At 66.1% G+C, this 26,293-nt stretch carries 28 protein-coding genes; 17 read left to right on the top strand and 11 right to left on the bottom strand.

Annotated features, from left to right (window positions below; translation table 11 throughout):
• Positions 1-146: 146 nt before the first annotated feature.
• Positions 147-1,838, bottom strand: coding sequence for a methyl-accepting chemotaxis protein (locus DY468_RS08305; protein ID WP_164604153.1), 1,692 nt, complete (start codon positions 1,836-1,838; stop codon positions 147-149).
• 534 nt (positions 1,839-2,372) lie between these two features.
• Between DY468_RS08305 and DY468_RS08300 the strand changes: the two genes are divergently transcribed.
• From DY468_RS08300 to DY468_RS08280, 5 genes are all read left to right on the top strand, one after another.
• Positions 2,373-2,729: a hypothetical protein gene (locus DY468_RS08300; protein WP_164604151.1), complete on the top strand. Its 357-nt coding sequence runs from the start codon at positions 2,373-2,375 to the stop codon at positions 2,727-2,729.
• A gap of 4 nt (positions 2,730-2,733) precedes the next feature.
• The gene (locus DY468_RS08295; protein ID WP_349644260.1) at positions 2,734-3,360 is read left to right on the top strand and encodes an RNA polymerase sigma factor; all 627 of its coding nucleotides are present in this window, start codon (positions 2,734-2,736) and stop codon (positions 3,358-3,360) included.
• Entirely contained in the window at positions 3,357-3,776 is a 420-nt protein-coding gene (locus DY468_RS08290) for a hypothetical protein (protein WP_164604149.1), read from the top strand. Before DY468_RS08295 ends, DY468_RS08290 begins: the two co-directional genes overlap by 4 nt.
• On the top strand, positions 3,773-4,216 hold the full coding sequence (locus DY468_RS08285) for a periplasmic heavy metal sensor (RefSeq protein WP_164604147.1): 444 nt from the start codon (positions 3,773-3,775) through the stop codon (positions 4,214-4,216). The genes DY468_RS08290 and DY468_RS08285 overlap by 4 nt, the downstream gene beginning before the upstream one ends.
• Before the next feature lie 96 nt (positions 4,217-4,312).
• On the top strand, positions 4,313-4,600 hold the full coding sequence (locus DY468_RS08280) for a cysteine rich repeat-containing protein (RefSeq protein WP_246700920.1): 288 nt from the start codon (positions 4,313-4,315) through the stop codon (positions 4,598-4,600).
• 21 nt (positions 4,601-4,621) lie between these two features.
• Here DY468_RS08280 and DY468_RS08275 read toward each other — a convergent pair whose 3' ends face one another.
• Positions 4,622-5,467 (bottom strand): DUF1499 domain-containing protein, encoded by an 846-nt coding sequence (locus DY468_RS08275; RefSeq protein ID WP_164604241.1) that lies wholly within the window; start codon positions 5,465-5,467, stop codon positions 4,622-4,624.
• Between the two features lie 381 nt (positions 5,468-5,848).
• On the opposite strand from DY468_RS08275, the gene DY468_RS08270 reads away from it, so the two are divergent.
• The 10 genes from DY468_RS08270 to DY468_RS08225 all read left to right on the top strand — a co-directional run bounded on the left by DY468_RS08270 (position 5,849) and on the right by DY468_RS08225 (position 14,353).
• Positions 5,849-6,409 carry a MarR family winged helix-turn-helix transcriptional regulator gene (locus tag DY468_RS08270; protein ID WP_164604143.1) on the top strand — a complete coding sequence of 187 codons (561 nt, stop codon included), beginning with the start codon at positions 5,849-5,851 and terminating at the stop codon, positions 6,407-6,409.
• Between the two features lie 194 nt (positions 6,410-6,603).
• Positions 6,604-7,125 (top strand): flavin reductase family protein, encoded by a 522-nt coding sequence (locus DY468_RS08265; RefSeq protein WP_164604141.1) that lies wholly within the window; start codon positions 6,604-6,606, stop codon positions 7,123-7,125.
• A 35-nt stretch (positions 7,126-7,160) separates the two neighbouring features.
• Entirely contained in the window at positions 7,161-8,633 is a 1,473-nt protein-coding gene (locus DY468_RS08260; protein WP_164604139.1) for a 4-hydroxyphenylacetate 3-hydroxylase family protein, read from the top strand.
• A 13-nt stretch (positions 8,634-8,646) separates the two neighbouring features.
• Entirely contained in the window at positions 8,647-9,027 is a 381-nt protein-coding gene (locus DY468_RS08255) for a cupin domain-containing protein (RefSeq protein WP_164604137.1), read from the top strand.
• Positions 9,028-9,127: 100 nt separating this feature from the next.
• Positions 9,128-10,000, top strand: a complete 873-nt coding sequence (locus tag DY468_RS08250; protein ID WP_164604135.1) for a branched-chain amino acid ABC transporter permease — start codon at positions 9,128-9,130, stop codon at positions 9,998-10,000.
• Positions 10,000-10,860 carry a branched-chain amino acid ABC transporter permease gene (locus DY468_RS08245; RefSeq protein WP_164604133.1) on the top strand — a complete coding sequence of 287 codons (861 nt, stop codon included), beginning with the start codon at positions 10,000-10,002 and terminating at the stop codon, positions 10,858-10,860. The genes DY468_RS08250 and DY468_RS08245 overlap by 1 nt, the downstream gene beginning before the upstream one ends.
• The gene (locus tag DY468_RS08240) at positions 10,857-11,627 is read left to right on the top strand and encodes an ABC transporter ATP-binding protein (RefSeq protein WP_164604131.1); all 771 of its coding nucleotides are present in this window, start codon (positions 10,857-10,859) and stop codon (positions 11,625-11,627) included. Before DY468_RS08245 ends, DY468_RS08240 begins: the two co-directional genes overlap by 4 nt.
• A complete protein-coding gene (locus tag DY468_RS08235) occupies positions 11,624-12,385 on the top strand; it encodes an ABC transporter ATP-binding protein (RefSeq protein WP_164604129.1) in 762 nt (253 codons plus the stop codon). The genes DY468_RS08240 and DY468_RS08235 overlap by 4 nt, the downstream gene beginning before the upstream one ends.
• 19 nt (positions 12,386-12,404) lie before the next feature.
• Complete coding sequence (locus DY468_RS08230) at positions 12,405-13,580, top strand: ABC transporter substrate-binding protein (protein ID WP_164604127.1); 1,176 nt, start codon at positions 12,405-12,407, stop codon at positions 13,578-13,580.
• A gap of 80 nt (positions 13,581-13,660) precedes the next feature.
• Positions 13,661-14,353: a DUF2848 domain-containing protein gene (locus tag DY468_RS08225; RefSeq protein ID WP_164604126.1), complete on the top strand. Its 693-nt coding sequence runs from the start codon at positions 13,661-13,663 to the stop codon at positions 14,351-14,353.
• Positions 14,354-14,455: 102 nt separating this feature from the next.
• Here the strand turns inward: DY468_RS08225 and DY468_RS08220 are convergent, their stop codons facing one another.
• Together DY468_RS08220 and DY468_RS08215 are read right to left on the bottom strand one after the other, a co-directional pair.
• Complete coding sequence (locus DY468_RS08220) at positions 14,456-15,610, bottom strand: acyltransferase family protein (protein ID WP_349644259.1); 1,155 nt, start codon at positions 15,608-15,610, stop codon at positions 14,456-14,458.
• A 255-nt stretch (positions 15,611-15,865) separates the two neighbouring features.
• Positions 15,866-17,494, bottom strand: coding sequence for a fatty-acid--CoA ligase (locus DY468_RS08215; protein ID WP_164604121.1), 1,629 nt, complete (start codon positions 17,492-17,494; stop codon positions 15,866-15,868).
• 120 nt (positions 17,495-17,614) lie between these two features.
• Here DY468_RS08215 and DY468_RS08210 point away from each other — a divergent pair, with 120 nt between their 5' ends.
• Positions 17,615-18,682: an extensin family protein gene (locus DY468_RS08210; protein WP_164604119.1), complete on the top strand. Its 1,068-nt coding sequence runs from the start codon at positions 17,615-17,617 to the stop codon at positions 18,680-18,682.
• A gap of 310 nt (positions 18,683-18,992) precedes the next feature.
• Here DY468_RS08210 and DY468_RS08205 read toward each other — a convergent pair whose 3' ends face one another.
• Positions 18,993-19,676 carry a L,D-transpeptidase gene (locus tag DY468_RS08205; protein ID WP_164604117.1) on the bottom strand — a complete coding sequence of 228 codons (684 nt, stop codon included), beginning with the start codon at positions 19,674-19,676 and terminating at the stop codon, positions 18,993-18,995.
• A gap of 342 nt (positions 19,677-20,018) precedes the next feature.
• On the opposite strand from DY468_RS08205, the gene DY468_RS08200 reads away from it, so the two are divergent.
• Entirely contained in the window at positions 20,019-20,999 is a 981-nt protein-coding gene (locus tag DY468_RS08200; RefSeq protein ID WP_164604115.1) for a magnesium transporter CorA family protein, read from the top strand.
• Positions 21,000-21,140: 141 nt separating this feature from the next.
• Here the strand turns inward: DY468_RS08200 and DY468_RS08195 are convergent, their stop codons facing one another.
• From DY468_RS08195 to DY468_RS08165, 6 genes are all read right to left on the bottom strand, one after another.
• Positions 21,141-21,677, bottom strand: coding sequence for an REP-associated tyrosine transposase (locus DY468_RS08195; RefSeq protein WP_164604113.1), 537 nt, complete (start codon positions 21,675-21,677; stop codon positions 21,141-21,143).
• A 193-nt stretch (positions 21,678-21,870) separates the two neighbouring features.
• Positions 21,871-22,053 carry a hypothetical protein gene (locus DY468_RS08185; RefSeq protein WP_164604103.1) on the bottom strand — a complete coding sequence of 61 codons (183 nt, stop codon included), beginning with the start codon at positions 22,051-22,053 and terminating at the stop codon, positions 21,871-21,873.
• 387 nt (positions 22,054-22,440) lie between these two features.
• Positions 22,441-23,019, bottom strand: a complete 579-nt coding sequence (locus DY468_RS08180) for a YdcF family protein (RefSeq protein WP_164604111.1) — start codon at positions 23,017-23,019, stop codon at positions 22,441-22,443.
• Between the two features lie 231 nt (positions 23,020-23,250).
• Positions 23,251-24,192 carry a prephenate/arogenate dehydrogenase family protein gene (locus tag DY468_RS08175; RefSeq protein ID WP_164604109.1) on the bottom strand — a complete coding sequence of 314 codons (942 nt, stop codon included), beginning with the start codon at positions 24,190-24,192 and terminating at the stop codon, positions 23,251-23,253.
• Entirely contained in the window at positions 24,189-25,286 is a 1,098-nt protein-coding gene (gene hisC / locus DY468_RS08170) for a histidinol-phosphate transaminase (RefSeq protein WP_164604107.1), read from the bottom strand. The genes DY468_RS08175 and hisC overlap by 4 nt, the downstream gene beginning before the upstream one ends.
• Positions 25,287-25,328: 42 nt before the next feature.
• Positions 25,329-26,174, bottom strand: a complete 846-nt coding sequence (locus tag DY468_RS08165) for a chorismate mutase (RefSeq protein WP_164604105.1) — start codon at positions 26,172-26,174, stop codon at positions 25,329-25,331.
• Positions 26,175-26,293: the final 119 nt, after the last annotated feature.

The following is a 26,293-nucleotide window of genomic DNA, read 5'->3' as shown; positions in this document are numbered from 1 at the left end:
CGAGCTGTAAACCGGCTTGGTTAACGTCCGCTTTACCAAAACCTCGTGCGGTTACGGAGTGCGGCGCACGATTCCTGCTGTCGCGCTCGCTCAGCAAAAAGGCCGGCGCCTCGCGGGCGCCGGCCTCAGCGAGGAAGGTCGGTGGGTTACGCTGCGCGCACGGACTCCAGGAAGTTCGACACTTCCGTCTTGAGCCGGGCGGAGTCGCCGGACAGCGATTTTGCCGCCGCCAGCACCTGGGCGGAAGCCGCGCCGGTCTCGGTGGCACCGCGCTGCACGTCGGAAATGTTGGCCGATACCTGCTGGGTGCCGAGCGAAGCCTGCTGGACGTTGCGCGAAATCTCCTGCGTCGCCGCGCCTTGTTCTTCCACCGCGGCGGCGATGGTCGACGAGATCTCCGACATCTGGCCGATGGTCTGGCCGATCTCCTTGATGGCCGCCACCGACTGGTCGGTCGCCGCCTGGATGCCGTTGATCTGCTGGGTGATCTCGCCGGTGGCCTTGGCGGTCTGTTCGGCGAGCTGCTTCACCTCGGCGGCCACCACGGCGAAGCCGCGGCCGGCTTCGCCGGCGCGTGCCGCCTCGATGGTGGCGTTGAGCGCCAGCAGGTTGGTCTGGCCGGCGATGTTGCTGATCAGTTCGACCACGTCGCCGATCCGCGCCGCCGCCTTGGCGAGTTCTTCGACCCGGCCGTTGGTCTGCCGCGCCTGATCCACCGCCTCGTGGGCGATCCGGGCGGATTCCTGCACCTGGCGGCTGATCTCGTTGACCGACGAGCTCATCTCCTCGGTGGCCGAGGCCACCGACTGGACGTTGGTGGAGGCCTCCTCGGAGGCGGCGGCGACGGCGGTTGCCAGATCCTGCGACTGGTCGGCGGTGCGGGTCAGGGTGGTGGCCGAGGCTTCGAGTTCGTTGGAAGCCGCCGAGACGGTTTCGACGATCTCGCCGATCGCGCGCTCGAACGCATCGGCGAGGCGGGCGGCATGAGCCTTGCGCTCGGCGGCAGTTCGCGCCTCCATCTCCTTCTGCTCGGCTTCGAGCCGCTGGCGTTCGAGGGCGTGAACCTTGAACACTTCGACCGCACTCGCCATCTCGCCGATCTCGTCACGGCGGCCGATGCCGGGCACCTCGACCTCGAGCCGGCCGCCGGCGAGGCTTTTCATCGCTGCGGTCATGGCGTGGATCGGCTTGGTGATACGCCGCGCGATCACCACCGACGCCAGGATCGTCAGCAGCAACACCAGTGCGGCAGCGATCAGCGAGCGCTGCATCGCGCCCCAGGTCTGGGCTTCGAGGTCGTCGATATAGACGCCGGTGCCGATGATCCAGCCCCACGGCTCGAATCCGGCCACATAGGTCAGCTTCGGCTGCGGCTCATTGGTGCCCGGTTTCGGCCAGACGTAGTCGACGAAGCCGCTGCCATTGCGGCGCACGGTGTCGACCATCGCCACGAACAGCAGTTTGCCGTTCGGGTCCTTGGCGCCCGACTGATCCTGTCCGATCAATTGCTTGGCGATCGGGTGCATCAGCATCCGGCTGTTCATGTCGGTGATGAAGAAGTATTCGCTGCCGCCGTAACGCAGCCTGGAGATCCGCACCTGGGCGCGCTTCTGCGCCTCGTCGGTGCTGATCTCGCCGCGCTGAGCGGCGTCGTACTCGTCCTTGACGAAGCTGATTGCCAGTTCGGCGAGGTGTTTGAGCTCAATCTGTTTCTGCTGCTGCAGGCCGGTCGCCAACTCGCGGGAGTCGAGGAGGGTGATGCCGAGAAGGCCGAGGAAGCCGAGTCCTATGAGGAGATAGATCCGGCGTCCGATGGTCATACGCAGTCGCGACAGCATCAATTGTACTCCAAAAAATCGACCAAGCGGCCTGACAGCCGGTCGGTGCGCAGCATTACTTTCGATGGATGTTCACTGGCCGCATCGCGCCCCCCGTGTCTTGCTTTGCGTATCGCTCGGGATCGCATCGACTCGACGATGCTGACCGCTCCAGGTTCGTGGAGCGCGAACGCGCAACGCCCGACGGAAGGCGGATGAGGAGCCCCTCGTGTCACCCGAGGGTATCAGCGGATCCGGCAGTCACGATGATGAGGTAGCAATGCCGGAAATTCCCAAAACCATGCGATCCAAACACTATCATTTTAGTAAACAGCAGCGGTCGTGCCTCGAAACGCTACGCGGCTTGCGATTGATAATTGTTCAGAATCCAACACAGGGGTACCGATTTGAGTGTCCCGTACCTCGGTGTTCTACGAAGTGATACGATTGGTCGCACAACCGGTATCCGGCCGCGAAGGAAAATCCCATTGGCACCGTATTCCCGACATCGGTCCGCTGCGGTGGGCTTGGCTTCGAGCAGGAAAGGATGTCGTGATGCGCAAATGGATGATGACGGCGTCGTTCGCCGCCTCGGCACTGGCCGCTTCGGTTGGTTCTGCCGCCGTGGCGGCGCCGCTGGCGCCTGCCGCGCGGCCCATGGCGGTTGCGGCCGATGCGGCGCTGCCGATCGAGACCGTGGCCTGCGTCCGCGGCGGCTGGCGCGGCGTCGGGGTATATCCCGGTTGCGGCTACTATCGCCGGCCCTACTACTATCGGCCGTACCCGTATTACGTCGCGCGTCCGTATCCGGTCGCCCCCGTCTATGTCGCTCCGCCGGTGATCGTCGCTGGGCCGGCGGTGGTGCCGGCGCCGCGGCGGTGCTGGATCGCCGGCGCTTGGCGGCCGTGTTGATCGCGTGCCGGCGGTCGTCGCCAGGCAAACGGCTGGCGTCCCGGTCGAAGCCGGCTGCTTGCGCCCGGTGAGCCTGGAGGACGATAGCGACGAGGCGCTGATGCTGGACGTTGTGGCGCGCCGGCAGCAGGCGTTCCGCGTGCTGATGGCGCGCCACATGCCGCGCGCCATCAGGATCGCCCAGCGCATCGTCCGCGATGCGGCCGAGGCCGACGACATCGGCCAGGAGGCGTTTCTGCGGGTGTGGAACAAAGCGTCGTCGTTCGATCCGAGCATCGCGCGATTCTCGACCTGGCTGTACCGGATCGTGCTGAACCTCAGCTTCGACCGTACCCGCAAGCCGCGGCACGCGCCGATCGAGGACGCCGCCGAGGTGGCGGCAGGCGATCCGGCACCGGTCGAGACCCTGATCGCCGCGCAGCAGCAGCGCCTCTTGGAGGCGGCGCTGGCCGAACTGCCGGAGCGGCAGCGCGGTGCGATCGCGCTGTTTCATATGGAAGGGCTGTCCGGCGAGGAGGCCGCGCGTGCGATGAATCTCAGCCCCAAGGCGTTCGAGTCGCTGCTTGGCCGGGCGCGGCTGGCGCTCAAAAAAGAAGTCGAAAGACGGCAAGACGACAGGAGGCGAGCATGACGCTCGATCAGTTCAGGGATTTGGCCGAGATCTGGGGCGGCGACATCGCGCGCTGGCCGGCGGAGACGCGCGGCGCGGCGCGGGTGATCGCCGCCGGCGAACCGGGCGCGGCGGTGCTGCGCGAAGCGGCCGCGTTCGACGCGCTGCTCGCGGCGCCGCCCGAGGTGACTTCGGCGCGGGCGGGGCGCGTATCGCTCGCGGTGCTACAGCGGATCGGCTCAGGTCAGATGCGGGAGCCGTGGTATCGCCGGCTGTTGCAGCCGGCCTCGCTGCTGCCGGCCGGCACTCTCGCCTGTTCGGCGCTGGTCGGCCTGTGGCTCGCCGGAACGCTACCTTATCAGCATTCGCATGAGGCGCTCGCCGCGATCGACGCGGTGTTCGATTCCTCCGTCGTGACATTGTGGAGCCCGCAATGAAGATGTCGTTTGGTCGCTTCACCGCCGGGCGCTGGCTGCTGCTGGGATCGCTTTGCCTCAACGTCGCGCTCGGGGCGTATGTGGGCGCGCAGTGGCTGCGGCCGCCGTGGGCGCCGCTGCATGCCGGGGTTCCTATGCGGCTGATCGAACGCGTGGCCTCGCGGTTGCCGCCGGCCGACGCCGAGGTTCTTTGGCGCAACTTCCACGCCAAGGAAGCCACGCTGAAGCCGCTGCAGCGCGACTACGTGGCGGCGCTGCGGGCCACCCTGAACATCGCGGCGCAGCCGGAGCCCGACAAGGCGGCGCTGCGCGCCGCCGTCGAGGCCACCCGCGACAAGCGCAGCAAGGTCGGCGACGCGATGATCGACACCTTCGTCGAGACGCTGGAGCAGATCTCTCCGGAAGGACGCCGCCGCCTTGCCGACGGGCTGTTTCGCTGACGCGCGGCGCGAAGGATCGGACTGGCTCGAGGGTATCAACTACGTCCGTCTCGACGACGTTCACTTCGAACCCAAGGATTCGTCATGGTGCAACGAATGAAGACTTCGCCCCGTTCCGGTCGCCCCGCCCCGCTGTTTCGCGCGCCCGACGTTCTGGTGCGGGCGACGCTCGCCGCCGCCTGCGTGGTCGCCGGCCTGTTACTGACGCTGCAGATCGCCAGCGCACAGGACAAAGGCGCGGCGCGCGAGGCCTGCAAGGGCGACTATCAGAAATTCTGCAGCGGCGTGGCGCCGGGCGGCGGCCGCATCAAGAAATGCCTGAACGACAATTTTGGCGCGCTGTCGGATCCGTGCAAGCAGGTGATTGGCGGCGCCGGCAAGTGACCGGCGCCGCGCTGCGGCCGATTACTTCTTGGCCTTGGTCTTGGCCGGCTGCTTGGCGGCCGGCTCGGCCTTCGGGGTCGGCGCGTTCTCGACCGCGGTGTTGATGTCCTCGGTCAGCTTGGCGATGCGCGCCGCGTTGCTGCCGAGGTCGCTTTCGAAGTAGCGCGACGACGAGCGGATATCGATCCTGGTCTCCTCGCCGTCCGGCCGCAGCCGGATCACCACGTCCTCGGGCAGGCTGAGGATGGTGGTGCGCGAAACCGCCTCGATGTGCCCTTCGCGCTTCGGCGGCTGCGGCGCCCGCTCGTCGACCACCCGCCATTTCCGCCGGTTCACCAGTTGCAGGACGATGTCGTAGGCGCGCTGCACCGGCATCTCGACCTGCAGCGTCTCGATGTTCGGATAGGCGGCCCGCTGGCGTTCGGCCGAGTACAGGCCGGCATAAACCGCGGTGTTGACGTCGTCGCCGACCCGCAGCCGCGCCAGGGTGTCGAACTTCGGCGGATCGATCGAGTCGGTGGTGACGTCGTGGATCGCCGGCAGGGTGCGGTACTGCCAGCCGAGATAGGCCGGGTAGGCGAGGATCAGTGCATCCAGCAGCAGCGCCAGCAGGATGCGCGGAATGCCGCGCGAGCCGTTCTGCCAGATCGCCGCGAAGCCGGCGAGCGCCAGCAGGATCGAGACCCCGGCCAGCGCCAGCGCGCCGAACAAGGTCGCCATCGCGGGGCGCATTTCCAGAAAGCCGAACCGCACCACCGCGATCGACACCAGCGTCGCCACCGCTGAGAACACCGCGAGATTGCGTGCCCAGGTGGCGAGTCCGGAGACGGGCTCCTTCAGATACGGAGCGGAGAATCTGCGCGCCATCGAGTCACGACTGCCGGGTTCGAACGCGGCAGCCTTTGCGCCGCAGGAGCCTTCGTTGAGACCACGGCCGGCAGCCGAATTCAAGGCCAGAGAGCGCACCGGCCGGCTCGAGCTGCTGATTCTCGGGTCCGGCGGCGTGTCGCTGCCGGTCGCTGTGATCACCGCGCTGGTCGTGTGGCGAACCGCTGGTGCGGACCGGCTCTGCATCGCGGGCTCGATGGCCATGCCGACTACGCGGCGCAGGCACTCTATCTCGCAGCTTCCGCTCCGCGCTCAGCGCAGACAGTGGCCGCGCGACGTGAACCTGTACAAGCGGCGTCTTCTGTATGAAGAGTACCATCCGTCCGGCCGTCTGCGCCGCGAGCCCAGGGGAGGCAGAGTTTGCGCCGCGCAACCGTATCGAAGTCGGAACTGATGGCCGGCGGTGACGACGAGGTTTTCCGCACCTTCATTCACGACTTCCTCGCGTTCAGCGCGCGGGTCGATCAATGCCGGGCCGGCTTCGGCGATCGTCTCGGGATTTCGGGCATCGCCTATACGACGCTGATCTCCGTGGCGCATCTGCAGGGCGAGGAGGGCGTCGGCGTCAGCCGTGTCGCCGAACATCTGCATCTGTCGGGCGCCTTCGTCACCATCGAAGTGTCGAAGCTGGTGAAGGCCGGACTGATCCACAAGCGCGCCAATCAGGAAGACCGCCGGCGCGTGCTGCTCACCGTGACGCCGAAAGCGCGCAAATTGCTCGAGCAGCTCGTCGAAATCCAGGCGCCCGTCAACGACGCGCTGTTCGATTGCCTCAGCGCGTCGGAGTTTCGCCTGCTCGCATCGATGATGGCGCGGCTGGTCGCGTGCGGCGACAAGGCGGTCGCGCTGATGAATTTCCTCACCGCGCCGTCGGCGCCGGCAACATCCGAAACCGCGCGCAAAACCTCGCGTCGACGCTGACCTCGGATCGTCTTTCGTCACATCGCTGAGCCGAGTTGCGGCGGCCTGTCGGGGCCGCCGGCTGCGAGATTGTGCCCAAATTCATGCCGCGTTGCCGCATCATTTGTCAGCAACTGCATCGCATTCGCGCTTGACTAGCTTTTTGGAATAGCTTTGTATCAAAGCTACTTGAGGCGAGAACGAGTTGGCGTTTGATGGTTCAGGACGTGCGGCAGTTTCGATCGGCATTGTCGCAATTCGCGACCGGCGTCGCCGTGATCACGGCGCGCGGCGAAGCGAACGCTCCGATCGGAATGACGATGAGTTCGTTCAACTCGGTCTCGCTCGATCCGCCTTTGGTGCTGTTCAGCGTCGATCGCCGTGCACTCAGTCTGCCGGCGATGCAGGCCGCCGAAGGCTACGCCGTCAATATTCTGAGCCGCGGCCAGGAGGCGCTGTCTAACCAGTTCGCCAAGGCGTCGACGGACAAATGGAGCAACGTCGCGCATTCGGTCGGCCACGCCGAGGCGCCGCTGCTGGCGGGCGCGATCGCGCATTTCGAGTGCGCGCCTTACGCCCAGTACGACGGTGGTGACCATGTCATCTTCGTCGGCCGGGTGGTGCGTTTCAGTGCGCGCGACGACGAGGAGCCGTTGGTGTTCTTCCGCGGCAAGTATCAGAGCCTGAGCCGGCAGGAGGGCAGCGAGCCGATGTGGCCGCTGCCGATCCACTACTGACCGGCGCGGGCGTCAGCATAGGGAAGCGAGTGACGATGAAGACAGGACAACAACATATCGCCGGCCTCCGCGACGGGCGCGCCGTTTTCATCGACGGTCGCCGGGTCGACGACACCACCCGGCACCCGGCGTTTCGCCGTGCCATCCATTCGGTCGGCAAGCTGTTCGATTTCGCCGCCGATGAGGCCAATCGCGAGCTGATGACCTTCGCGACGCCGAGCGGCGCTCGTGCCAACCGGATCTGGCAGCTTCCCGAGAGCTTCGACGAGCTGCGCCAGCGCCGCACCGCGCTGGAAGCGTGGGGCGGGCTGCATGCCGGCTTCCTCGGCCGCGCGCCCGATCACGTCGCCTCCTGCATCGCCGGCATGTATATGGGGCTCGATCAGTTCGAGGCCTACGACAAGGATCGCGCCAAGGCGCTGTCCGACTACTACGCCTATGCGCGCGACAACGATCTGTATCTGACCTACGTCATCATCAATCCGCAGGCCGACCGCTCCAAGAGCGCCGCCCAGCAGAAGGATGCGTTCCTCACCACCGGCGTGGTCGATCAGGACGCCGAAGGCATCACCGTGCGCGGCGCCAAGATGCTGGCGACCGGCGGCATCATGGCGGACGAAGTGTTCGTCACCTGCATCCAGCCGCTGCAGCCGGGCGATGAGATTTACGCGCTGTCGTTCGCGATCCCGATGAACAGCAAGGGCCTGCAGATCCTGTCGCGCAAGTCCTACGAAGAGTCCTCGCAATCGGTGTTCGACAATCCGCTGTCGAGCCGGTTCGACGAGAACGACGCGGTGCTGTACTTCGACGACGTCAAGGTGCCGTGGGACCGGATCTTCGTCTACAAGAACCTGGAGATGTGCCAGAAGCAGTTCCATGCGACGCCGGCGCACGTCTATCAGAACTATCAGGCGATGGTTCGCCTCTCGGTGAAGCTGCGCTTCCTGATCGGCATGGCGCGGCGGATCGCCGAAACCAATGGCGTACTCGGCTTCCCGCAGGTTCGCGAAACTCTCGGCCAGCTCGCCGCCGAAGGCGGCATGGTCGACGCCTTCGTGGCCGCCATGGAAATCAAGGGCACCAAATACGGGCGCTACTACGTGCCGGACCGCCACACGCTGTACGCGGCGCAGACGCTCACCCAGCAGCTCTACGCCAAGGTCCTCAATACGCTGCGCGAACTCGCCGGCGGCGGCATGATCATGTTGCCGTCCTCGGTGCAGGATCTCGCCAATCCGGAGATTGCGGCACTGGTCGAGAAGACCCAGCAGTCGCCGGCGGCAGGCGCGCTCGACAAGGTCAAGTTCTACAAGCTGGCCTGGGACGCGGTCGGTTCGGAATTCGCCTCGCGGCATCAGCAATACGAGATGTTCTACGCCGGTGCGACCTTCGTCACCAAGAACCACTCGTTCCGCACCTACGACTGGGACAGCGCCGGCGACCTCGTCAGCCAGATGCTGTCCAGCTACGAGCTCGCCGACGAGCTGAAGACCTCGCAAGCCGCCTGATCAGGAGCGCATGATGGCTGTCAACAAAATCCACGACGAATTCCGTGCCGTCGATATGAGCACGGGCTGGGAAGTGCCGGCCGGCTATCCCAAGGGCATCCAGCAGAAGATCCTGTCCGGCGGACTCGATGAGGAGAACCGCCGCGGCTCGCGCAGCCGCCTGCTGCGGTTCGAGCCGGGCGAATTCACCACCAAGCCGTTCGTGCACGAATACTGGGAGGAAGTGTTCCTGGTCTCCGGCGATCTGACCGTCGGCAACGACGAGAACGGCAATGGCGGCGAGAGCTTCAAGCCGTTCACCTATGCGTGCCGTCCGCCGGGCGCGTTCCACGGTCCGTTCAAGTCCGAGACCGGCTGCGTGCTGTTCGAACTGCACTACTTCGACCCGGTGTAAGGCATAAGATGACGGACCTCTCCCCCAGCACCTTCTCCGGCTCCTGCCGCGACGTTCGGGCCGATGCTGCCCGGGACGCCGCGGAGTGCGGAGGTCGGGCATGATCGCGCAGCAGCTGATCAATGGCGTGATGCTCGGCTCGATCTACGTGCTGGTGGGGGTGTCCTTCACGCTCGCGATCGGCATCCTCAACTTCCTCAACTTCTCCATCCCCGGCCTGTTCATGATCGGCGGCATGGTGAGCTGGGTGTTGCTGACCCAAGGCTGGCATTGGGCGGCCGCGATCGGCGCCGCGCTCGCCGCTGCGGCTCTGGTGTCGCTCGCGGTCGAGCAATTGTCCTATCGGCGCACCCGCGGCGCCGATCCGGAAGTGCCGCTGGTGTCGTCGCTGGGATTTCTGGTGCTGCTGGAGAATCTTGTGCTGGTCGGCGTCGGCTCCGATCAGCAGACGTTTCCGTCGCTGCTTGGCGATTTCAATTTCCGCATCGGCGGCTTGGTGATCGGTGCCGCGCAGGCGATCAGCCTGGTGCTGACCTTCGCGCTGGTGGTCGGGCTGTCGTTCGTGCTCGGCCGCACCAATCTCGGCCGCCAGATCCGGGCGATCGCCGAGAGCCGCTCGACCGCGGTGCTGCTCGGGGTCGATGTCGGCCGCCTGGTGCCGAAGATCTTCGTGCTGACCGCGCTGTTCACCGCACTCGGCGGCGTGATGTTCGCGCTCAGCTATCTGCAGGTGTCGCCGTTCATGGGCGAGGGCGTCGGCTTCAAGGGCGTCGCCGCGATGATCATCGGCGGCATGGGCAGCGTCTGGGGCGCGGTGATCGGAGGACTGATCATCGGCCTGATCGAGGTTGGTTCGATCTGGGCGTTCGGTGCCGACACCGTCAACATCGCGGTCTATGGCTCGCTGCTGCTGCTCTTGATCCTGCGGCCGCACGGACTGTTCGGCAAGCCGGCGATCCGGGAGAAGCTGTGATGAGCGGCTATCAGACCGGCGTCCTGATCATCCTGTGCTTCAACATCATGGCGGCCTATGCGGTGTATCTGCCGCTGGTCGCCGGTCAGCTCAATCTCGGCATCGCCGGCTTCATGGCGATCGGTGCCTACACGGCGGCCTATCTCACCAACGAGATGGGCTGGTCGCTGGTCTCGGCGATTCCCGCCGGCGGCCTCGCCGCGGGCGGGCTGGCGCTGCTGGTCGCGGTGCCGATCCTGCGCACCCACGGCATTTATCTGGCGCTCGCGACCTTCGCGCTCGGCCAAGTGATCTCGGCGGTGTTCCTCAATCTCGAAGTGGTCGGCGCGGCCGCCGGCTATCCGGTCTCGACCTATGCGTCGCCGCTCGCGGTGTTCTCGGTGACGGCTGCGATCGTGCTGTTCGTGGTCGGGCTGTCGCAGACCCGGTTCACGCTGTATCTCACCGCGATCAAGAACGACCGGCTGGTCGCCGACCTGCTCGGTCTCAAAGTGTGGGGGCTGCAGGTCGCGGCGTTCACGCTCGGCGCGGCGATCGCCGGCATCGGCGGCGGGCTGTACGCGCATCATTTCAGCTTCATCGAGGCGCAGCACTTCAGCGTCCAGCTCAGCATCTACACGGTGCTGTACGTGCTGCTCGGCGGCACCCAGACGGTGTGGGGCCCGCTGGTCGGCGCGCTGTTCTTCAGTCTGGTGCCGGAGCTGCTGCGGGCCGGCGAGGCCTGGCGCTATGTGATTTTCGCCGCGCTGATCGTCGCCTTCATGGCGGTGCGGCCGCAGGGGCTGGTGACGTCGACGGCGCTGCGCGGCATCGGCCGTCTGTTCGGGCGCAAGCCTGCCGCACCGGGGGCTCAGCCATGAGTGCCAAGGCTCCTCTGCTCGCGCTCGACAATGTCTCGAAATCGTTCGGTGGCCTGCGCGTCATCCGCGAGCTCAGCTTCTCGGTGGCGCGCGGCCAGACCGTCGGTCTGATCGGCCCGAACGGCGCCGGCAAGACCACCGCGTTCAACATGGTCAGCGGCGTGTTCCGCCCCGACGACGGCACTGTGTCGTTCGACGGGCGCGACATCACCAACATGGCGTCGCGCCGACGGATCGGGCTCGGCATCGCCCGCAGCTTCCAGAACGTGCGGCTGATGCAGCATCTCACCGTGTGGGAGAACCTGCTGGTCGGCCAGCATGTCCGCGCTTCGGGCCTTCTCAACCTGCTGACGCCGTTCCGGCTGATCCCGAACCACCGCTGGCGGCGCGAAGTGGTCGCCGCGCTCGACGAGATGGGGCTCGGTGGTTACGCCGACGCAACGGTGAGCGAGCTGCCTTACGGCATCCGCAAGCGGATCGATCTCGTCCGTGCCACGCTCGCGGGCGCTTCGCTGCTGATGCTCGACGAGCCGGCGGCGGGCCTCAACCCGGTCGAAACCCAGGCGCTCACCGCGCATCTCGAAGCGCTGAAGGCGCGCGGCATCACGCTGTTGATCGTCGAGCACGACATGCACTTCGTCGACAAGATCTGCGACCACGTCGTGGTGCTCAATTTCGGCAGCAAGATCGCCGAGGGGCCGCTGTCGGTGGTGCAGCACGACGCGGTGGTGCGCACCGCCTATCTCGGCGCGGAGCAGGCCGCATGAGCGCGATCCTGTCCGTCTCCGATCTCACCGTCGCCTATGGCGGCGTCACCGCACTCGATGGCGTCTCGCTCAGCGTCGAGGAAGGCGAGATCGTCACCGTGCTGGGCGCCAACGGCGCCGGCAAGACGACGCTGCTGCTCGGCATCATGGGCGCGGTGCCTGCTATGCGGGGCCGCATCCAGTTTCGCGACGCCGACCTGTCGCGCGCCCGGCCGCATACGAGATTGGCCAAGGGGCTGGTGCTCGTCCCCGAAGGCCGGCAGGTGCTGGTGTCGCTGACGGTCGAAGAGAATCTGTTGCTCGGCGCGCATCTGCGCCGCGACCGCCAGGCGGTGCGCAGCGAGATCGCCGCGATCTACGAGCGCTTCCCCAATCTCGGCCAGCGCCGCCACACCGCGGCGGCGACGCTGTCCGGCGGCGAGCAGCAGATGGTGGCGATCGGCCGCGCGATGGTGGCGCGGCCGCAGGTGCTGATGCTGGACGAACCGTCGCTCGGTCTGTCGCCGCTGTTCGTCTCCAAGGTGTTCGATCTGATCCAGGAAATGAACCGCAGCGGGCTGACGATCGTGCTGGTCGAGCAGAACACCGGCAAGGCGCTGTCGGTCGCGCACAGCGCCACCGTGCTCGAGCTCGGCAAGGTCGCGGTAGCCGGTCCCTGTGACGCGCTGCGCAACGATCATCGGCTGCTCGAAGCCTATCTCGGCGGCAGCGCCGAGTCGTCCGGCGACCCGCAGCCGATGCGGGTGGGGTCTCAATGAAGAGAAGAGGAACAGGCTGATGAAGGCGAATATGGTGGCGGCGGGTGTCGCACTCGGACTGATCGGCGGGTTCGCGGGAGGCGCGCAGGCGGCCGACCTCGTGCTCGGATTCTCGATGGCCAAGACCGGCCCCTATGTCAGCCTCGCCAACACCAACGAGGTCGCGGTCGACATGGCGGTCGACGAGATCAACGCCAAGGGCGGCATCGGCGGCAACAAGATCAAGCTGGTGAAGTTCGACACCGGCGGCGATCCCAAGCAGGCCGCGCTCGCGGTGCGGCAGTTCGCCGAGGACAACAAGGCGCTCGCGGTGATCGGCCCGTTCTCCTCGGGCGAAGTGCGGGTGGCGTTTCCCGCCGGCGAGCGTCTCGGCATCGTGCAGATGTCGATGTCGTCGTCTGCGCCCGGCCTGACCAAGGGCTTCACCTACGGCTTCCGCAACACCCGCGACGAAGGCACCGTGATCTCCGAAGTGCTGGCGACGCTGCGCGACAAGAAGCTGCCGATGGCGACCGGCGCCACCGCATTCGCGACCGACGACACCGTGTCCAAGGCGGTCGGCACCAAGGTGCTGCCGGCGCTGTTCAAGAAGTTCGACATCGCCGACAAGGGCGCGGTCGACTTCCAGTACAACGCCTTCGATCTGTCGCCGCAGGTCTCGCAGCTCGCCCAGATGAAGCCGGATCTGATCGGCCTCGGCGCGCCGCCGGAAGCCGCCATCAACCTCGCCAAGGAACTGAAGCGCCAGGGCGTCAGCGCGCGGCTGGTCGGCGGCACCACGGTGGCCGATCCCGATCTGCCGCGCCGGATGGCGGGCGCCGGCAATTCGATGACGATCGGCACCACGTTCTTCGCCGAGCTCAACGATCGCACCAAGGCGTTCGCCAAGGAATTCGCGACCCGGGCCAAGGAAGCCGGCATGACCCGGCTGGAGCCGAACCAGCAGGATGCGTCGGCCTACGATATCGTCTATCTGCTGGCCGAAGCGATGAAGACCGCCAAGACCACCGGCGATGCCGGCAAGGTCGCGGCCGAGCGCACCGCGATCCGGGACGATCTGGCCAAGTTGAAGGGCTTCGCCGCGCTTGAAGGTGAAATCTCGTTCGCGGAAGATCGCGACGCCATCAAGCCGATCTACGTCATCGAAGCAGGTAACCAGAGCTGGCATCTGCTCGACACCCGCAAGGGCCAGTAGTTCACTCATCCGCATCGTGCGGGGAGGCGACGCCGTCCCCGCACGATGCTCGTTCAGCCGTCCATCTCGCGAGACCAGTCATGTATGCCGCCCCCATCGAATTCCTCGTCCACGAACAGGGCCGCAAGGTCCCGCGATCGGTGCAGATCGGCGATCTGATCATCGCCGGCTGGACCGGCCGCGATCCGGTGGCGCGCGACAAGCACATCAAGGAACTCGAGGAGCTGGGCATTGCGCCTCCGGCCTCGACGCCGATCTACTACCGCGTCGCCGCCAGCCGGCTGACGACGCGCACCGCGATCGAAGTCTCGGACGAGAATTCCAGCGGCGAAGTCGAATTCGTGCTGATCAAGTCCGGCGGCAGGCTGTATGTCGGCGTCGGCTCGGACCATACCGACCGCAAGGTCGAGACCTACAACATCACCGTGTCCAAGCAGATGTGCGACAAGCCGGTCGCGCCCGAGCTGTGGGCCGTGGACGATGTCGCGGCGCATTGGGACCAGCTCGTGCTGCGTTCATGGGCGACGATCGGCGGCGAACGCGTGCTGTATCAGGAAGGCACGCTGTCCGGCATGCTGCCGCCGGCCGAGCTGATCGAACGCGAATTCGGCGCTGCCGGCCTGCCCGAGGGCGCCGCGATGTTCGGCGGCACCTTCGCCGCCAAAGGCGGCATCCGCCCGGCGACGCGGTTCGACTACGAACTCATCGACCCGGTGTTGAATCGTAGCATCAGCAGCGGCTACGACGTGCGAACGTTGACGGTGCTGGGCTGAACCAGCACCCGATCGGTCAGGGCGATACATCTCCCCGACCGCAGCGCGCTCCCTCTCCCGCTTGCGGGAGAGGGCTGGGGTGAGGGCGCCCCGGGCACTGAGTCAGACAACCCTACGTGCACCCGGAATTCGAAGCAGCAGCCCGGCGAGTGCGTAGCACAGCATGCAAGTGATCGTGCCGGCGATCAGGAATTTGAGCAAAGCCGGTAATGCGAGTGGTCGGCCGACGAGTGCGACGCCGACCAGCACCGGCGGGTGGATGATGTAGATCGCATAGGCTCGGTCGGCCAGCTTGCGCCAGGTTGGGCTCAGCGTGGTGAAGCGGTGTTGAAAAGTCGGCAGCAGCCACAAAATGAGTCCCCAGGCAACGACCGGCTCCCACATCGCGTAAATGACGGCCGGCAACGTCCAGCCGCCGTTCGAGGACCGGTGCAGCGCCGGGACCACAGCCCCCGACAGCGACGCGATCGGCAGCACAGGCAAGCAGATCAGCGCCAGCATCAGCCATCGCCGCGTGGTTGCGGGCGGCACGCGCTCCAGCCATCGCGGAGCGGCCGCCGCATAGCCGGCCGCGAACAGCACCGTGTAGCTTGCGAAGTAACCGAGCTGCAGCCCGTGCCATTCCGACCCCACCGGCCACCACAGCCGCAGCCCGAACGCCGCGACGCCGGTGAGCAGTGCAGCGAGCAGCAGCATGAGATTGGACGGGAAGGGGATGGTGGCGGCGTCAGCGGCTGGCGACCGACGCTGCGTCAGTTCAAACCACAGCACCGCACCCGCCCCGAAAATCAGCAGCGCCTCGGCGAACCACAGGGGGCCTTCGATAAAGCGCCCGCTGCTCATCGTCGCAGCCAGCGTCGAGAAAAACGGCTGGCCGTGGGCGGTCTGTCCCAGGGCCTCGCTGACCGGCCCGAGCATCCAGCCGAACGCCAGCAGCGGCAGGCCGAGCCGGATCAGCCGATCGCGCGCAAAACGCATCGACCCTTTGCTGTGCAACGCGGCCGGTGTGAAATAGCCGGCCAGCAGAAAGAACAGGCCCATGAAATAGGCTTGGTTGATCGCCACGAACAGCGTCAGCAATTGCGATGCGCGCGAGCCGTCGGCCGGAAGTTCGTGATAGAACCAGCCGCCGCTGGCGCCGTAGGTGATCGCCGCATGATGAAACAGCACCAGCAAGGTCATCGTCGCGCGTAGCGCGTCGAGCCCACCATTGCGTGCAGGTCGCTCTTCGGTTGCGGCGCCGGGACCCACGTCCACAGCTTGCCCCCTCGCACCGGTCCGCATCTTGGCGCTCCCGCCATCACCGCATCATTCGCGCGAGCCGGTCATACCGGAAGTAAGCGGCCTTGGGGTCCGAAATGTCGAGCCGCAGATACCTCTTCAAGCAAATGTGCGGATGCCGGAGGTGGAAGGCGGCGCCTACCCCGCGCCGCAGCGCGCTCCCTCTCCCGCTTGCGGGAGAGGGCTGGGGTGAGGGCGCCACAGGCAGTGAGCCTGCACCCTGACGATAGCTTACGCCGCCGCGCCCGGCAGTGTGTAGGTCTTGAACTGATCGCGCAGCGCGGTTTTCAGGATCTTGCCGGTTGCCGTGTGCGGGATGGCGTCGACGAACACGATGTCGTCGGGCATCCACCATTTGGCGATCTTGCCGTCCATGTATTCCAGGATCTCTTCCCGGGTGCAGGTGACGTCCGGTTTGAGCTGGCAGATCAAGAGTGGGCGTTCGTCCCATTTCGGGTGATACACGCCGATCACCGCGGCTTCCGCCACCTTGGGATGGCCGACTGCCAGATTCTCGAGGTCGATCGAGGAGATCCACTCGCCGCCGGACTTGATCACGTCCTTGGAGCGGTCGGTGATCCGCATGTAGCCGTCCTGGTCGATGGTGGCGACGTCGCCGGTGTCGAAGAAGCCGGCATCGTCGAGGATCTCGGTGTCGACCCGATAGTACTTCTTGGCGATCGCCGGGCCCGACACTTTCAGCCGGCCGAAGGTCTTGCCGTCCCAATCGACGTCCTTGCCGGCATCGTCGGTGATCTTCATCTGCACGCCGAACGGCGGATAGCCCTGGGTCGCCAGCACGTCGAGCCGGGCGTCGCCGGTGGTCTGGTCGAACGGCGGCTTCAGCGTGGCGAGTGTGCCGAGCGGGCTCATCTCGGTCATGCCCCAGGCGTGGCGAGCCTCGGCGCCCATATCGACGAACGCCTTGATCATCGAGCGCGGCATCGCCGAGCCGCCGCACACCACCATCTTCAGATGCGGCAGCGTCAGCTTCTCCTTCTGCATGTATTGCAGCAGCATCAGCCACACCGTCGGCACGCCCGCGGTGTGCGTCACCTTCTCGGTCGACAGCAGCTCATAGACGGACGCGCCGTCGAGCTTGGCGCCGGGCATCACCAGCTTGGTGCCCATCGACGGCGCCGAGAACGCGATGCCCCAGCTGTTGGCGTGGAACAGCGGAACCACCGGCAGCATGGTGTCGGCGGCGCGGGTGCCGAGCGCGTCCGGGTTGTTGGCCATCAGCGCGTGCAGCACGTTGGAGCGGTGCGAATACAGCACGCCCTTCGGATCGCCGGTGGTGCCCGAGGTGTAGCACATTGCCGCCGCGGTGTTCTCGTCGAAGGTTCCCCACGCGAAATCGCCGTCGGCTTCGTTCAGCCACTCCTCATAGGCGACCGCGTTCTTCAGCGTGGTCTGCGGCATGTGCTCCTTGTCGGTGAGCACCACGAACCGTTCCACGCTCGGGATCTGGTCGGCGATCTTCTCCAGGATCGGCACGAAGGTCAGATCGGTGATCATCACCCGGTCCTGGGCGTGATTGACGATCCAGGCGATCTGGTCCGGAAAAAGCCGCGGATTGACCGTATGGCAAATCGCGCCGATTCCCATAATGCCGTACCAGCACTCGAGGTGCCGGGCGGTGTTCCAGGCGATCGTCGCGACGCGGTCGCCGAGCTTGATGCCGGAGCGGTCCAGCATCTGGCTGACTTTCAGCGCCCGTTGATGGATCTGCGCATAGGTGGTGCGGACGATCGGACCCTCGACCGACCGGGTGACCACCTCCTGGTTGCCGTGGATCCGAGCCGCGTGCTCGATGATCCGATGACACAGCAAAGGCCAGTCTTGCATCAGTCCAAGCATTCGAGATTTCCTCCTGATCGTTATCCCCTTGGGATTGGTTCCGACCTTAGCGCCTACCCGCTTGACGGAAAACGGTCTTGTCTTGAGCCGCTCCGCGGCAAAGCGCCTTTCTGGGGAGTGATGATCGCGCTGGTTGTGGGCGGTGTGTCGGCCGCGCGCGCAAGCGAGCATGTTCCGTTGCCGAAGCCGCGCCCAGCCGCGGCGCCGCAGGCGAGCGTGGCCGGTGCCGAGCCCGCCGAGACCGAGCCTGCCCCGGCGGAACCGGCAGAGCCGGGCACAGCGCCCGGCGCCACGGCCCCGGCCGCCAAGCCGCCGTCGGCGTGCCGGCTGGCGCTGACCGAGCAGATCGCGATCGCGCCGAGCATTCCGGATATCACCGGGCCGGGCGGCTGCGGCGGCACCGATCTGGTGCGGCTCGAAGCCGTGGTCCTGCCGGACGGCGGGCGCGTCGCGGTGTCGCCGGCCGCGACGGTGCGCTGCGGTATGGCGCGGGCGCTGGCCGATTGGGTGCGGGCCGATATCGCGCCGCTCGCAACCTCGCTCGGCAGCCGGGCCGCCGCCCTCGACAATTTCGATGCGTATGAATGTCGTGGCCGCAACCGGGTGCGCGGCGCCAAGCTGTCCGAGCACGGCCGTGCCAACGCGCTCGATGTGCGCGGCATCAAGCTGGCGGACGGCCGGATGATCTCGCTGACCGACCGCGAAGCGCCGCGGCAGGCGCGCGAGGCCGTGATGCAGTCGGTGTGCGCGCGCTTCACCACCGTGCTCGGCCCGGGCTCGGACGGTTACCACGAGGACCACATTCACCTCGATCTCGCCGAGCGGCGCGGCGGTTACCGGATGTGCCAATGGGCGCTGTACGAGGGGCTGCCGGAAATCGCCCCGGCGATGCCGTTGCCTCGTCCGGCCGAGGCGCCGCCGCGCGAAGTTGCCGCTGACGACGAGCGTGGCCCGCAGCAGGCGACGCCGCCCCAGCCGGAAGCCGCCGAGCCGGTGCCGGCCGAGACGGCCGAACGCGAACAGGCGGAGCCCGCGCCGCCTCCGCCGCCGAAACCGGCCAAGCGCGCCAAGGCCAAGGCCGCATCCAAGCCGGCCGCCACCAAACCGATCGATCTCACACCGCGAACCGCGCCGGCGGCAAAGCCCTCGGTCCGCGGCAAGCCAGCGCCGGCACGGCCGCCCGCTTAACCTCTCCCCGCGGTGATGCTGACCTCTCCTCGCGCGCGGGGAGAGGTCGACCGGGGGAGCGAAGTGAAGCCGGTCGGGTGAGGGGCGCTTCCGCAACGCCGAGACTCAAGTGCTTGCGTCCGCCTCTCACCCCAGCCCTCTCCCCGCGAAGAGCGGGGCGAGGGAGCGCTCTGTGCCGGGTGCGATGCCGAGCTCGGTAGCGGGCAATGTGGAGCACGGCCCAAGCGCCACCACCAACTTAGCGCGCAATAAAAAAGCGCCGGCGAACCGGCGCTTTTGCAAGCTCTATCGGTGATGCGCGCGGAGCGCTTTACTGCATCGCGGTTCCGCTGCCGCCCTGGAGCGCCATCCGCGAATTGACCGGGGAGTCGCCCTGCTTGCGGTCGAGCACCACCACGATCGTGCCCATCTTGACCTTGCTGTACAGGTCGATGACGTCCTCGTTGGTCATGCGGATGCAGCCCGAGGAGATCGAGGCGCCGATATATTCCGGCTGGTTGGTGCCGTGGATCCGGAACAGGGTGTCGCGATTGCCCTGGTAGAGATACAGTGCGCGGGCGCCGAGCGGGTTGTCGATGCCGCCGGGCACCGAGGACGGCAGGCCTTCGATCCGCTTGTGAATGTCGGCGGTTGGGGTCCATTTCGGCCATTCGGCCATGTTGCCGACGCGCGCGATGCCGGAGAACGCCAGCGCTTCTTCGCCCACGGTCACGCCGTAGCGGATCGCCTTGCCGTTATCGAGCACGTAGTACAGAAAGTGGTTGTCCGAATCGACCACGATGGTGCCGGGAGCTTCCTTGCGATGATAATCCACGATCGCGCGGCGGAACGGCTCCGGCACCGACACCTTGGCATAGCGCGCCTTGGCGAGTTGGGCCTTGTCGTTGGGTTTGAGGTTGGCTTCCGGGGCGGCCTGGTAGGTGGTCTGCATGCAACCCGACAGCAGCAGACCGGCAAGGGCCAGCAATCCCAGCTTGGTTCGGTTCAAGGCCATTCTGAATTCCAATCACGATCGGGCGCGCAACCGCGCGCCGGGAGGCATCGCAAAACTCCACGATTCTGCCTGTTAGTATCTCGCAAATGGCCTGGTTTGCCAGCATTACGGCGAGTGGTTCGTAACGAGATGCCGGTGTTGTTGCATTTCTGCCGCATCACATCTGACCCCCGACTAATTTTCGGGCAACAGTTGTGGCGCCTTGGTGCAGATTGTCATGGCGCTGCCACGCCCTGGCCACAAAATACGTAAGTACCCTCGCCGCATCGAGCCGATGCCGGCGCTGCCAGACCGGCGCCGCTCGCCCTTCCGCCTCGAACATGTTCCCAGCCTGGAGTTGCCATGCTTGCTTTCTTCGCCCCCGCCGAAGCCATCCTGAAGCGCGCCACCGCGGAGGATCTGGACGCGCTGCCTGAGGACACGGTGTGGGTCGATCTCGATCGCCCGACTCCGGACGAGGACAAGGCGGTGGAGCGGCTGGCGCGGATCGAAGTTCCGACCCGGGAAGACATGCAGGAGATCGAGATCTCCAGTCGTCTCTATATCGAGAACGGCGCCCGCTACATGACCGCCAGCTTGATGTGCGGCGCCGACACCACCTCGCCGCGGCTGTCGCCGGTCACCTTCATTCTGGCCGGCCGGCGGCTGGTGACGGTGCGCTACGACGAGCCGCGGCCGTTCGCAGTGGTCGAGAGCCGGCTGGCGCGGGCACCGGGCTCGGGCAGCAGCGGCGAGTTCGTGCTGTTCGAACTGCTCGACGCGGTGATCGACCGCTGCGCCGACATCCTGGAGCGCGCCGGCGCCGACGTCGACGACGTCAGCCGGCAGATCTTCGAGCCGGAGGGGGCGGCCCGCACCGGCCACCCCAAGCGCTATTCCGACATCCTGATCGCGATCGGCCGCAAGGGCGACCTGGTCTCCAAGGTGCGCGAGAGCCTGGTGTCGATCGGCCGGGTGGTGGCGTTCCTGTCGGTGGAAGGCGAGGGCATCAAGCGGCCGAAGGATCTGCGCGCCCAGCTCAAGACCATGCAGCGCGACGTGCTGTCGCTGACCGACCACGCCAGCTACCTGTCGAACAAGATCACCTTCACGCTCGATGCGATGCTCGGCGTCGTCAATCTCGAGCAGAACAACATCATCAAGCTGTTCTCGGTGATGGCCGTCGTCCTGATGCCGCCGACCCTGATCGCCTCGATCTACGGCATGAACTTCAAGATCATGCCCGAACTCGAATGGCAGCACGGCTACACCATGGCTCTCGGCATGATGCTGCTGGCCGCGGTGCTGCCGTACATGTTCTTCAAGTGGAAGAAGTGGTTGTGATGGGCTGAGGTCGGTAGCCCGGATGAAGCGAAGCGCAATCCGGGATCGCGAGCTAAACGATGGTTCTGGTCCCTGATCGACCAGGATTACGCTTCGCTCCATCCAGGCTACGAAGGTCGATGACTCGATTTGGGACTGCAATCACTCACGCGGCTCACCAAAACCAATGCAGTTATGACCTCCATCGCCACCCCAGTCCGTCGGCAAGATGCCCTCGCGGATGTAACGGTGTATCGAAGAGTATGGCCACGCCCTGGGTGCGGAGACGAGCCCGTGTTTGACGGGATTGAAGTGGATGTAATTGGCGCAGCGCTCGAAATCTGCGTCGTCCCGGACAGTGTGCTCCCAATAACGGCTCTGCCAGATCCGATAGCCGCCACGCCGGTTAGGACGAAGCGTTGGTATTGCAGCAGCAACCGAACGCGAGAATGCAGCCTTGATGGCTTTCCAGCGTCCGGGAAAATCAGCATCTGCTTCGGGTAATGTCATGATGACGTGGAGATGGTCCGGGAGAACGACCATCGCATCCACTCGAAACGGCTTGTCGAGGCGGGCTTTTTGGAAGGCGCTACGCAGTCCTGCAATGTGGTCGATGAGCAACGTGCTGCGGCGGTCTGCCAATGCGACCGTGAAGAAGAAAGTGCCGCCCGGGATAAGGTTGCGTCGATACTGCACCATGGTAGCAGTCCGTCCCGGATTTCGCTGCGCTCCATCCGGGCTACAGCGCTGTTTCTACGCCCACCTCAGAGCCAGGGGCTACGCGCACAACTACGTCTTGGTCGCCTGTGCCCGCAAGCTCCTCATCTACGCCAACACCGTCGTCCAGCGCGGCTCCCCATGGGTGGAAAAACCGATCGCGCCTTAATGGTTGCTACGGCTTGTTGTCGTCCGCCTTCTGTCGCCCGCGACTGATCAGCTTCCCGCCGTGATAGAGGTCGGCACGCGCGAACCATTCGTCGGTGAGTTCAGGGATTTCCTCGTACTCTTCCGGCGTGATGACGTGGGCGTCGACTTTCTTCAAGTCGCTGCCCAAAGCGCGCATTTTCGCAGGCATTGGTTTTCCTCATGTGCGAACGGAACGGGGTATCTTGGCACCCTCGGCGTCATGTGCGGGCTTGACCCGCGCATCCACTTCAAATCGACCTCAATCGGCAATTCAATCGTCCCCATCGTCCAAGCGATGGGTCGAACGGGTCAAGCCCGGTGACGACGGTATGGAGTATACACGACCTCACTGCCGTCATTCCGGAAGCCGAGCGTAGCGAGGCTGTCCGGAATCCATATCCCCGGGACTCGGGGTGGCGTACGGCGTGGCCGCGCTGTGCGAGCCGTGCGCACGGTGGTTATGGATTCCGGGCTCGCGCTTCGCGCGCCCCGGAACGACGGCGGAGAGAGTGTGCCATCGGGCCGTCGCAGCACACGTCATGCTGGCGCGCTACGTTCATGGCCAGTCGGCGATGAAGCCGCGGGCTTTGTACGGCTCGATCTTGTGCCATTCGCCGAGGACGCGCGCGCAAAGCTCCGGATCGGTATGCCAGAGCTCGTCGGGCGTGGCGTAGTGATTCACGGTCACGAGCATCTTTGTCGGCGCGGGCCAGTGGCGGTGCAGCGTCATCGGGTAGCGCCGCGCGGTCCAGAGATTGCCGAGGCAGATCACCGAGCGGACGTTGTCCAATCCGACATGGCGGGCGATCAGCGGCAGCGAGAAGATCACGTTCTCGCCGGTGTTGGTGGCGCGATGCTCTTCCAGGATGACGTCGGCCGGAACGCCGCGCGCGACGATGCCGCCCTTGATGATGTCGCATTCCGTCCGGTCCGCGCCGGGCGTCATCCCGCCGCTGACGATCAGCCGGCGGCAATAACCGTCGCGCCACAGCCGATAGGCGGCATCGATGCGTTCGCTCACGCCGTCGCGGGTGCCGAACACGAAGAGCAGATCGGCGGGCACGAGTGGCGTCGTCAGCAGATGCTCGGCATTGATCCGGGCGATCAGTTCGGGAGCCGGTCGTCCGGCGATCATGGCAACAGGTCCGCCGCTTAAGAGATGCGGCAGAGTGCATCATGCCGGGGCGGGCATGTTCAAGCGGCGCGGCCTGTGCGGCCGATCACAATCTGTTCCCGATTGTGAAGACAGTGTCCAACGCGCCGCACCCCAACCCGCACGCCGTCATGCTCAGGCGCTTGGGCTTGTGGACGGCGCTGCATGCCGCGGCGCGTCCCGGGCACGGCGCCGAATGCAAGCGCGCCGCGGCTACTCCGCCGCCTTGCCGAGTTGCTTGTGCCGCCGCCCGAAGTCCGGGGCGGCTTCGTCCTGACCGATCTGGACGATGCCGCGGCGGATGGCGCGGGTGCGGGTGAAGTGATCGAACAGCGCGTCGCCGTCGCCGCGACGGATGGCGCGGGTCAGCTTCGACAGATCTTCCTGGAATTCGCCGAGCATCTCCAGCACCGCGTCCTTGTTGGTCAGGAACACGTCGCGCCACATCGTCGGGTCGGACGCGGCGATGCGGGTGAAATCGCGAAAACCGCCGGCCGAGAACTTCAGCACTTCCGACTGCGTCACGCCTTCGAGTTCTTCGGCGGTCGACACGATCGTATAGGCGATCAGATGCGGCAGATGGCTGGTCACCGCGAGCACCAGATCGTGGTGCTCGGGCGTCATGATCTCGACATTGGCGCCGAGCGCGCGCCAGAACGCGGCGAGCTTTTCGGTCGCCTCGGCGTTGGTGCCTTCGGGCGGGGTCAGAATGCACCAGCGATTGATGAACAGCTCGGCGAAGCCGGAGTCAGGACCCGAATTCTCGGTGCCGGCGACCGGATGCGCCGGCACGAAGTGAACGTCCTCCGGCAGGAACGGCGCCATCGCCTTGACGACCGCGGCCTTGACCGAGCCGACGTCGGAGACGATCGCGCCATGCTTGAGATGCGGCGCGATCTCCTTGGCGACATCGCCGCAGGCGCCGACCGGGATGCAGAGGATAATGAGATCGGCACCGTCGGCGGCTTCGGCGTTGCTCTCGACCACGTGGTCGACGATGCCGAGTTCGCGCACCCGCGCCCGGGTCGATTCCGAACGCGCGGTGGTCACGATCTCGCCGGCGAGGCCTAGCGACTTCGCTCCACGCGCGATTGATCCACCAATCAGGCCGAAGCCGATTAGCGCGACTTTGCGAAACATCGGCGCAGAGTTCATGGCTGGCCCATGAACTCGCGCAAGTTATCGAGCGCCAGCGCGTTGGCTTCGTCGGTGCCGATGGTCATGCGCAGCGCATGCGGCAGGCCGTAATTGTTGAGTGCGCGCAGCACCAGGCCACGTTTGGTCAGGAACGCGTCGGCGTCCGCCGCGGTCTTGCCCTTGGTGGTCGGGAAGTGGATCAGCACGAAGTTGCACACGCTCGGCGTCACGGTCAGCCCGAGCCTGGTCAGCTCTTCGGCGAGCTGGTTGCGCCATTTGTCGGTGTGGGCGCGCGAGCGCTCGACATGGCCGGTGTCCTGGATCGCCGCCACCGCAGCGAGCTGCGCCGGCACCGAGACGTTGAACGGCCCGCGGATGCGGTTGACCGCATCGACGATATTGGCCGGGCCGAACATCCAGCCGATCCGCAGCGCGGCAAGGCCATGCACCTTGGAGAAGGTGTGGGTCAGCACGGTGTTCTCGGTGGTCGACACCAGCTCGATACCGAGCTCGTAGTCGTTCTTCATCACGTAGTCGGCATAGGCGGCGTCGAGCACCAGCACGACATGGCTGGGCAGGCCAGCGCGCAACCGCTTCACCTCGTCGAACGGGATGTAGGTGCCGGTCGGATTGTTCGGGTTGGCGAGCCACACCAGCTTGGTGTTCGGCGTCACCGCCGCCAGCATGGCGTCGACGTCGGTGGTCAGGTTCTTCTCGGGCGCCACCACGTTCTTGGCGCCGTTCGCCAGCGTGGCGATCGGGTACACCAGGAAGCCGTGCTGGCTCGAGATCGCCTCGTCGCCCGGCGCCAGATAAGTGTGCGCCAGCAGGTTGAGGATCTCGTCCGAGCCGGCGCCGCAGATGATGCGGTCGGGATCGAGGCCGTAGGCCTTGCCGATCGCCTCGCGCAGGATCCGCGAGGTGCCTTCCGGATAGTCCTCGAGATGATCCGCCGCGCTCTTATAGGCCGCGATCGCGTGCGGCGACGGGCCGAACGGGGTCTCGTTGGCCGAGAGCTTGAACACCTTGCGGCCGGGTTCGGCCACCGGGCTTTTGCCAGGGGTGTAGGGCGCAATATCGAGGATGCCGGGATTCGGCACGGGACGTGACATCGTCAACTCCGGAAAAAAAGTCGGGCGGCTGAGGTCCGGTAATTACGCGGACTTGCCGCTCGGGGGCACCGTATAGCGCCTTGCGTGGCTGCCGACGAGGGCCGACGAACGGAGGGAGGCCCCCGCTGCGATCAGGGCAGCCTTGATCTGATCGAGGCCGCTGGGCGCTGGAATCGACACCAGCAGGGCGGCGCCGTCAAAAGCGGTATCCGGCACCGCCACGACGTCGGCCAGCGGCGACAGCGCCCGGGCGGTGTCGGCGTTCCAGCCCGAGACCCGGATGCTCCAGGTCTCGACCTCGGTGACCATGGCGCTGTCGGCGACCCGGGACACCACGAAGACCGGCAGCGCGGCCGGGTGGTCGGCGCGCTCGATGAACGGCAGCCGGGCGATGATCTTCGGCGCGCCATCGGCTTCCAGCGCCAGCCACCAAGGATTGTTGCCCGAGGTCGCCGACACCAGCGCCAGATCGCCCTTGGATTTCGCCACGGCTTCGACCGCCGCGGAGGCGGAGAAATGCGCGACGTAAGGCACGGTGAAGCCGAAATGGAAGCGGGCGGAATCCCGCATCGCCGACTCGCCGAGCGACTGGTCGGCGTGCACGGAGAATGGCGCCTGCACATAGGTAAAAGTGGCGATGATGACCCGCCAAATGCTCTCGACGGTGTCGAGCGGCAGGATGCCGTGGTGGCGCTGCACCAGCCGCCGCATCATGTCGGCCTCGCGGGCCGGGCGGAACGCCGAGCCGACCTCCTGGGTCTGCTTCACCGCGATCAGCCGGTCGATGATGTCGCCGCGCTGCATCAACAGCCGGTGCACCTGCTCGTCGATGCTGTCGATCTCCTGGCGCAGGTCGGCGAGCGACGGCGGCGAGGGCGGCTTGGTCATTGCTTTAGAACCTTCAGGCGAGACGCGATGCGACCTTCTGCTTAGGAAACCAGACGATTGAACGCAAAGGAATTTACCCTCGGCACAGGGGCTACCCCGAGGTTGACCCTCCCCTGGAG

Source organism: Rhodopseudomonas sp. BR0M22, assembly GCF_010907035.1.
Taxonomy (GTDB): domain Bacteria; phylum Pseudomonadota; class Alphaproteobacteria; order Rhizobiales; family Xanthobacteraceae; genus Rhodopseudomonas.
Note: the sequence above shows the minus strand (reverse complement) of the source record. Positions and strands in the feature narration are given on the sequence as shown.

What these genes read in the sequence shown, in the direction of transcription:
- DY468_RS08230 (WP_164604127.1), top strand. Translation starts at nt 12,405, where the DNA reads ATGAAGGCGAATATGGTGGCGGCGGGTGTCGCACTCGGACTGATCGGC.
- DY468_RS08300 (WP_164604151.1), top strand. Translation starts at nt 2,373, where the DNA reads ATGCGCAAATGGATGATGACGGCGTCGTTCGCCGCCTCGGCACTGGCC.
- DY468_RS08215 (WP_164604121.1), bottom strand. Translation starts at nt 17,494, where the DNA reads ATGCTTGGACTGATGCAAGACTGGCCTTTGCTGTGTCATCGGATCATC.
- DY468_RS08165 (WP_164604105.1), bottom strand. Translation starts at nt 26,174, where the DNA reads ATGACCAAGCCGCCCTCGCCGCCGTCGCTCGCCGACCTGCGCCAGGAG.
- DY468_RS08285 (WP_164604147.1), top strand. Translation starts at nt 3,773, where the DNA reads ATGAAGATGTCGTTTGGTCGCTTCACCGCCGGGCGCTGGCTGCTGCTG.
- DY468_RS08290 (WP_164604149.1), top strand. Translation starts at nt 3,357, where the DNA reads ATGACGCTCGATCAGTTCAGGGATTTGGCCGAGATCTGGGGCGGCGAC.
- DY468_RS08225 (WP_164604126.1), top strand. Translation starts at nt 13,661, where the DNA reads ATGTATGCCGCCCCCATCGAATTCCTCGTCCACGAACAGGGCCGCAAG.
- DY468_RS08185 (WP_164604103.1), bottom strand. Translation starts at nt 22,053, where the DNA reads ATGCCTGCGAAAATGCGCGCTTTGGGCAGCGACTTGAAGAAAGTCGAC.
- DY468_RS08235 (WP_164604129.1), top strand. Translation starts at nt 11,624, where the DNA reads ATGAGCGCGATCCTGTCCGTCTCCGATCTCACCGTCGCCTATGGCGGC.
- DY468_RS08275 (WP_164604241.1), bottom strand. Translation starts at nt 5,467, where the DNA reads ATGGCGCGCAGATTCTCCGCTCCGTATCTGAAGGAGCCCGTCTCCGGA.
- DY468_RS08250 (WP_164604135.1), top strand. Translation starts at nt 9,128, where the DNA reads ATGATCGCGCAGCAGCTGATCAATGGCGTGATGCTCGGCTCGATCTAC.
- DY468_RS08195 (WP_164604113.1), bottom strand. Translation starts at nt 21,677, where the DNA reads ATGGTGCAGTATCGACGCAACCTTATCCCGGGCGGCACTTTCTTCTTC.
- DY468_RS08180 (WP_164604111.1), bottom strand. Translation starts at nt 23,019, where the DNA reads ATGATCGCCGGACGACCGGCTCCCGAACTGATCGCCCGGATCAATGCC.
- DY468_RS08305 (WP_164604153.1), bottom strand. Translation starts at nt 1,838, where the DNA reads ATGCTGTCGCGACTGCGTATGACCATCGGACGCCGGATCTATCTCCTC.
- DY468_RS08280 (WP_246700920.1), top strand. Translation starts at nt 4,313, where the DNA reads ATGAAGACTTCGCCCCGTTCCGGTCGCCCCGCCCCGCTGTTTCGCGCG.
- DY468_RS08255 (WP_164604137.1), top strand. Translation starts at nt 8,647, where the DNA reads ATGGCTGTCAACAAAATCCACGACGAATTCCGTGCCGTCGATATGAGC.
- hisC (WP_164604107.1), bottom strand. Translation starts at nt 25,286, where the DNA reads ATGTCACGTCCCGTGCCGAATCCCGGCATCCTCGATATTGCGCCCTAC.
- DY468_RS08175 (WP_164604109.1), bottom strand. Translation starts at nt 24,192, where the DNA reads ATGAACTCTGCGCCGATGTTTCGCAAAGTCGCGCTAATCGGCTTCGGC.
- DY468_RS08210 (WP_164604119.1), top strand. Translation starts at nt 17,615, where the DNA reads ATGATCGCGCTGGTTGTGGGCGGTGTGTCGGCCGCGCGCGCAAGCGAG.
- DY468_RS08200 (WP_164604115.1), top strand. Translation starts at nt 20,019, where the DNA reads ATGCTTGCTTTCTTCGCCCCCGCCGAAGCCATCCTGAAGCGCGCCACC.
- DY468_RS08205 (WP_164604117.1), bottom strand. Translation starts at nt 19,676, where the DNA reads ATGGCCTTGAACCGAACCAAGCTGGGATTGCTGGCCCTTGCCGGTCTG.
- DY468_RS08260 (WP_164604139.1), top strand. Translation starts at nt 7,161, where the DNA reads ATGAAGACAGGACAACAACATATCGCCGGCCTCCGCGACGGGCGCGCC.
- DY468_RS08265 (WP_164604141.1), top strand. Translation starts at nt 6,604, where the DNA reads ATGGTTCAGGACGTGCGGCAGTTTCGATCGGCATTGTCGCAATTCGCG.
- DY468_RS08245 (WP_164604133.1), top strand. Translation starts at nt 10,000, where the DNA reads ATGAGCGGCTATCAGACCGGCGTCCTGATCATCCTGTGCTTCAACATC.
- DY468_RS08240 (WP_164604131.1), top strand. Translation starts at nt 10,857, where the DNA reads ATGAGTGCCAAGGCTCCTCTGCTCGCGCTCGACAATGTCTCGAAATCG.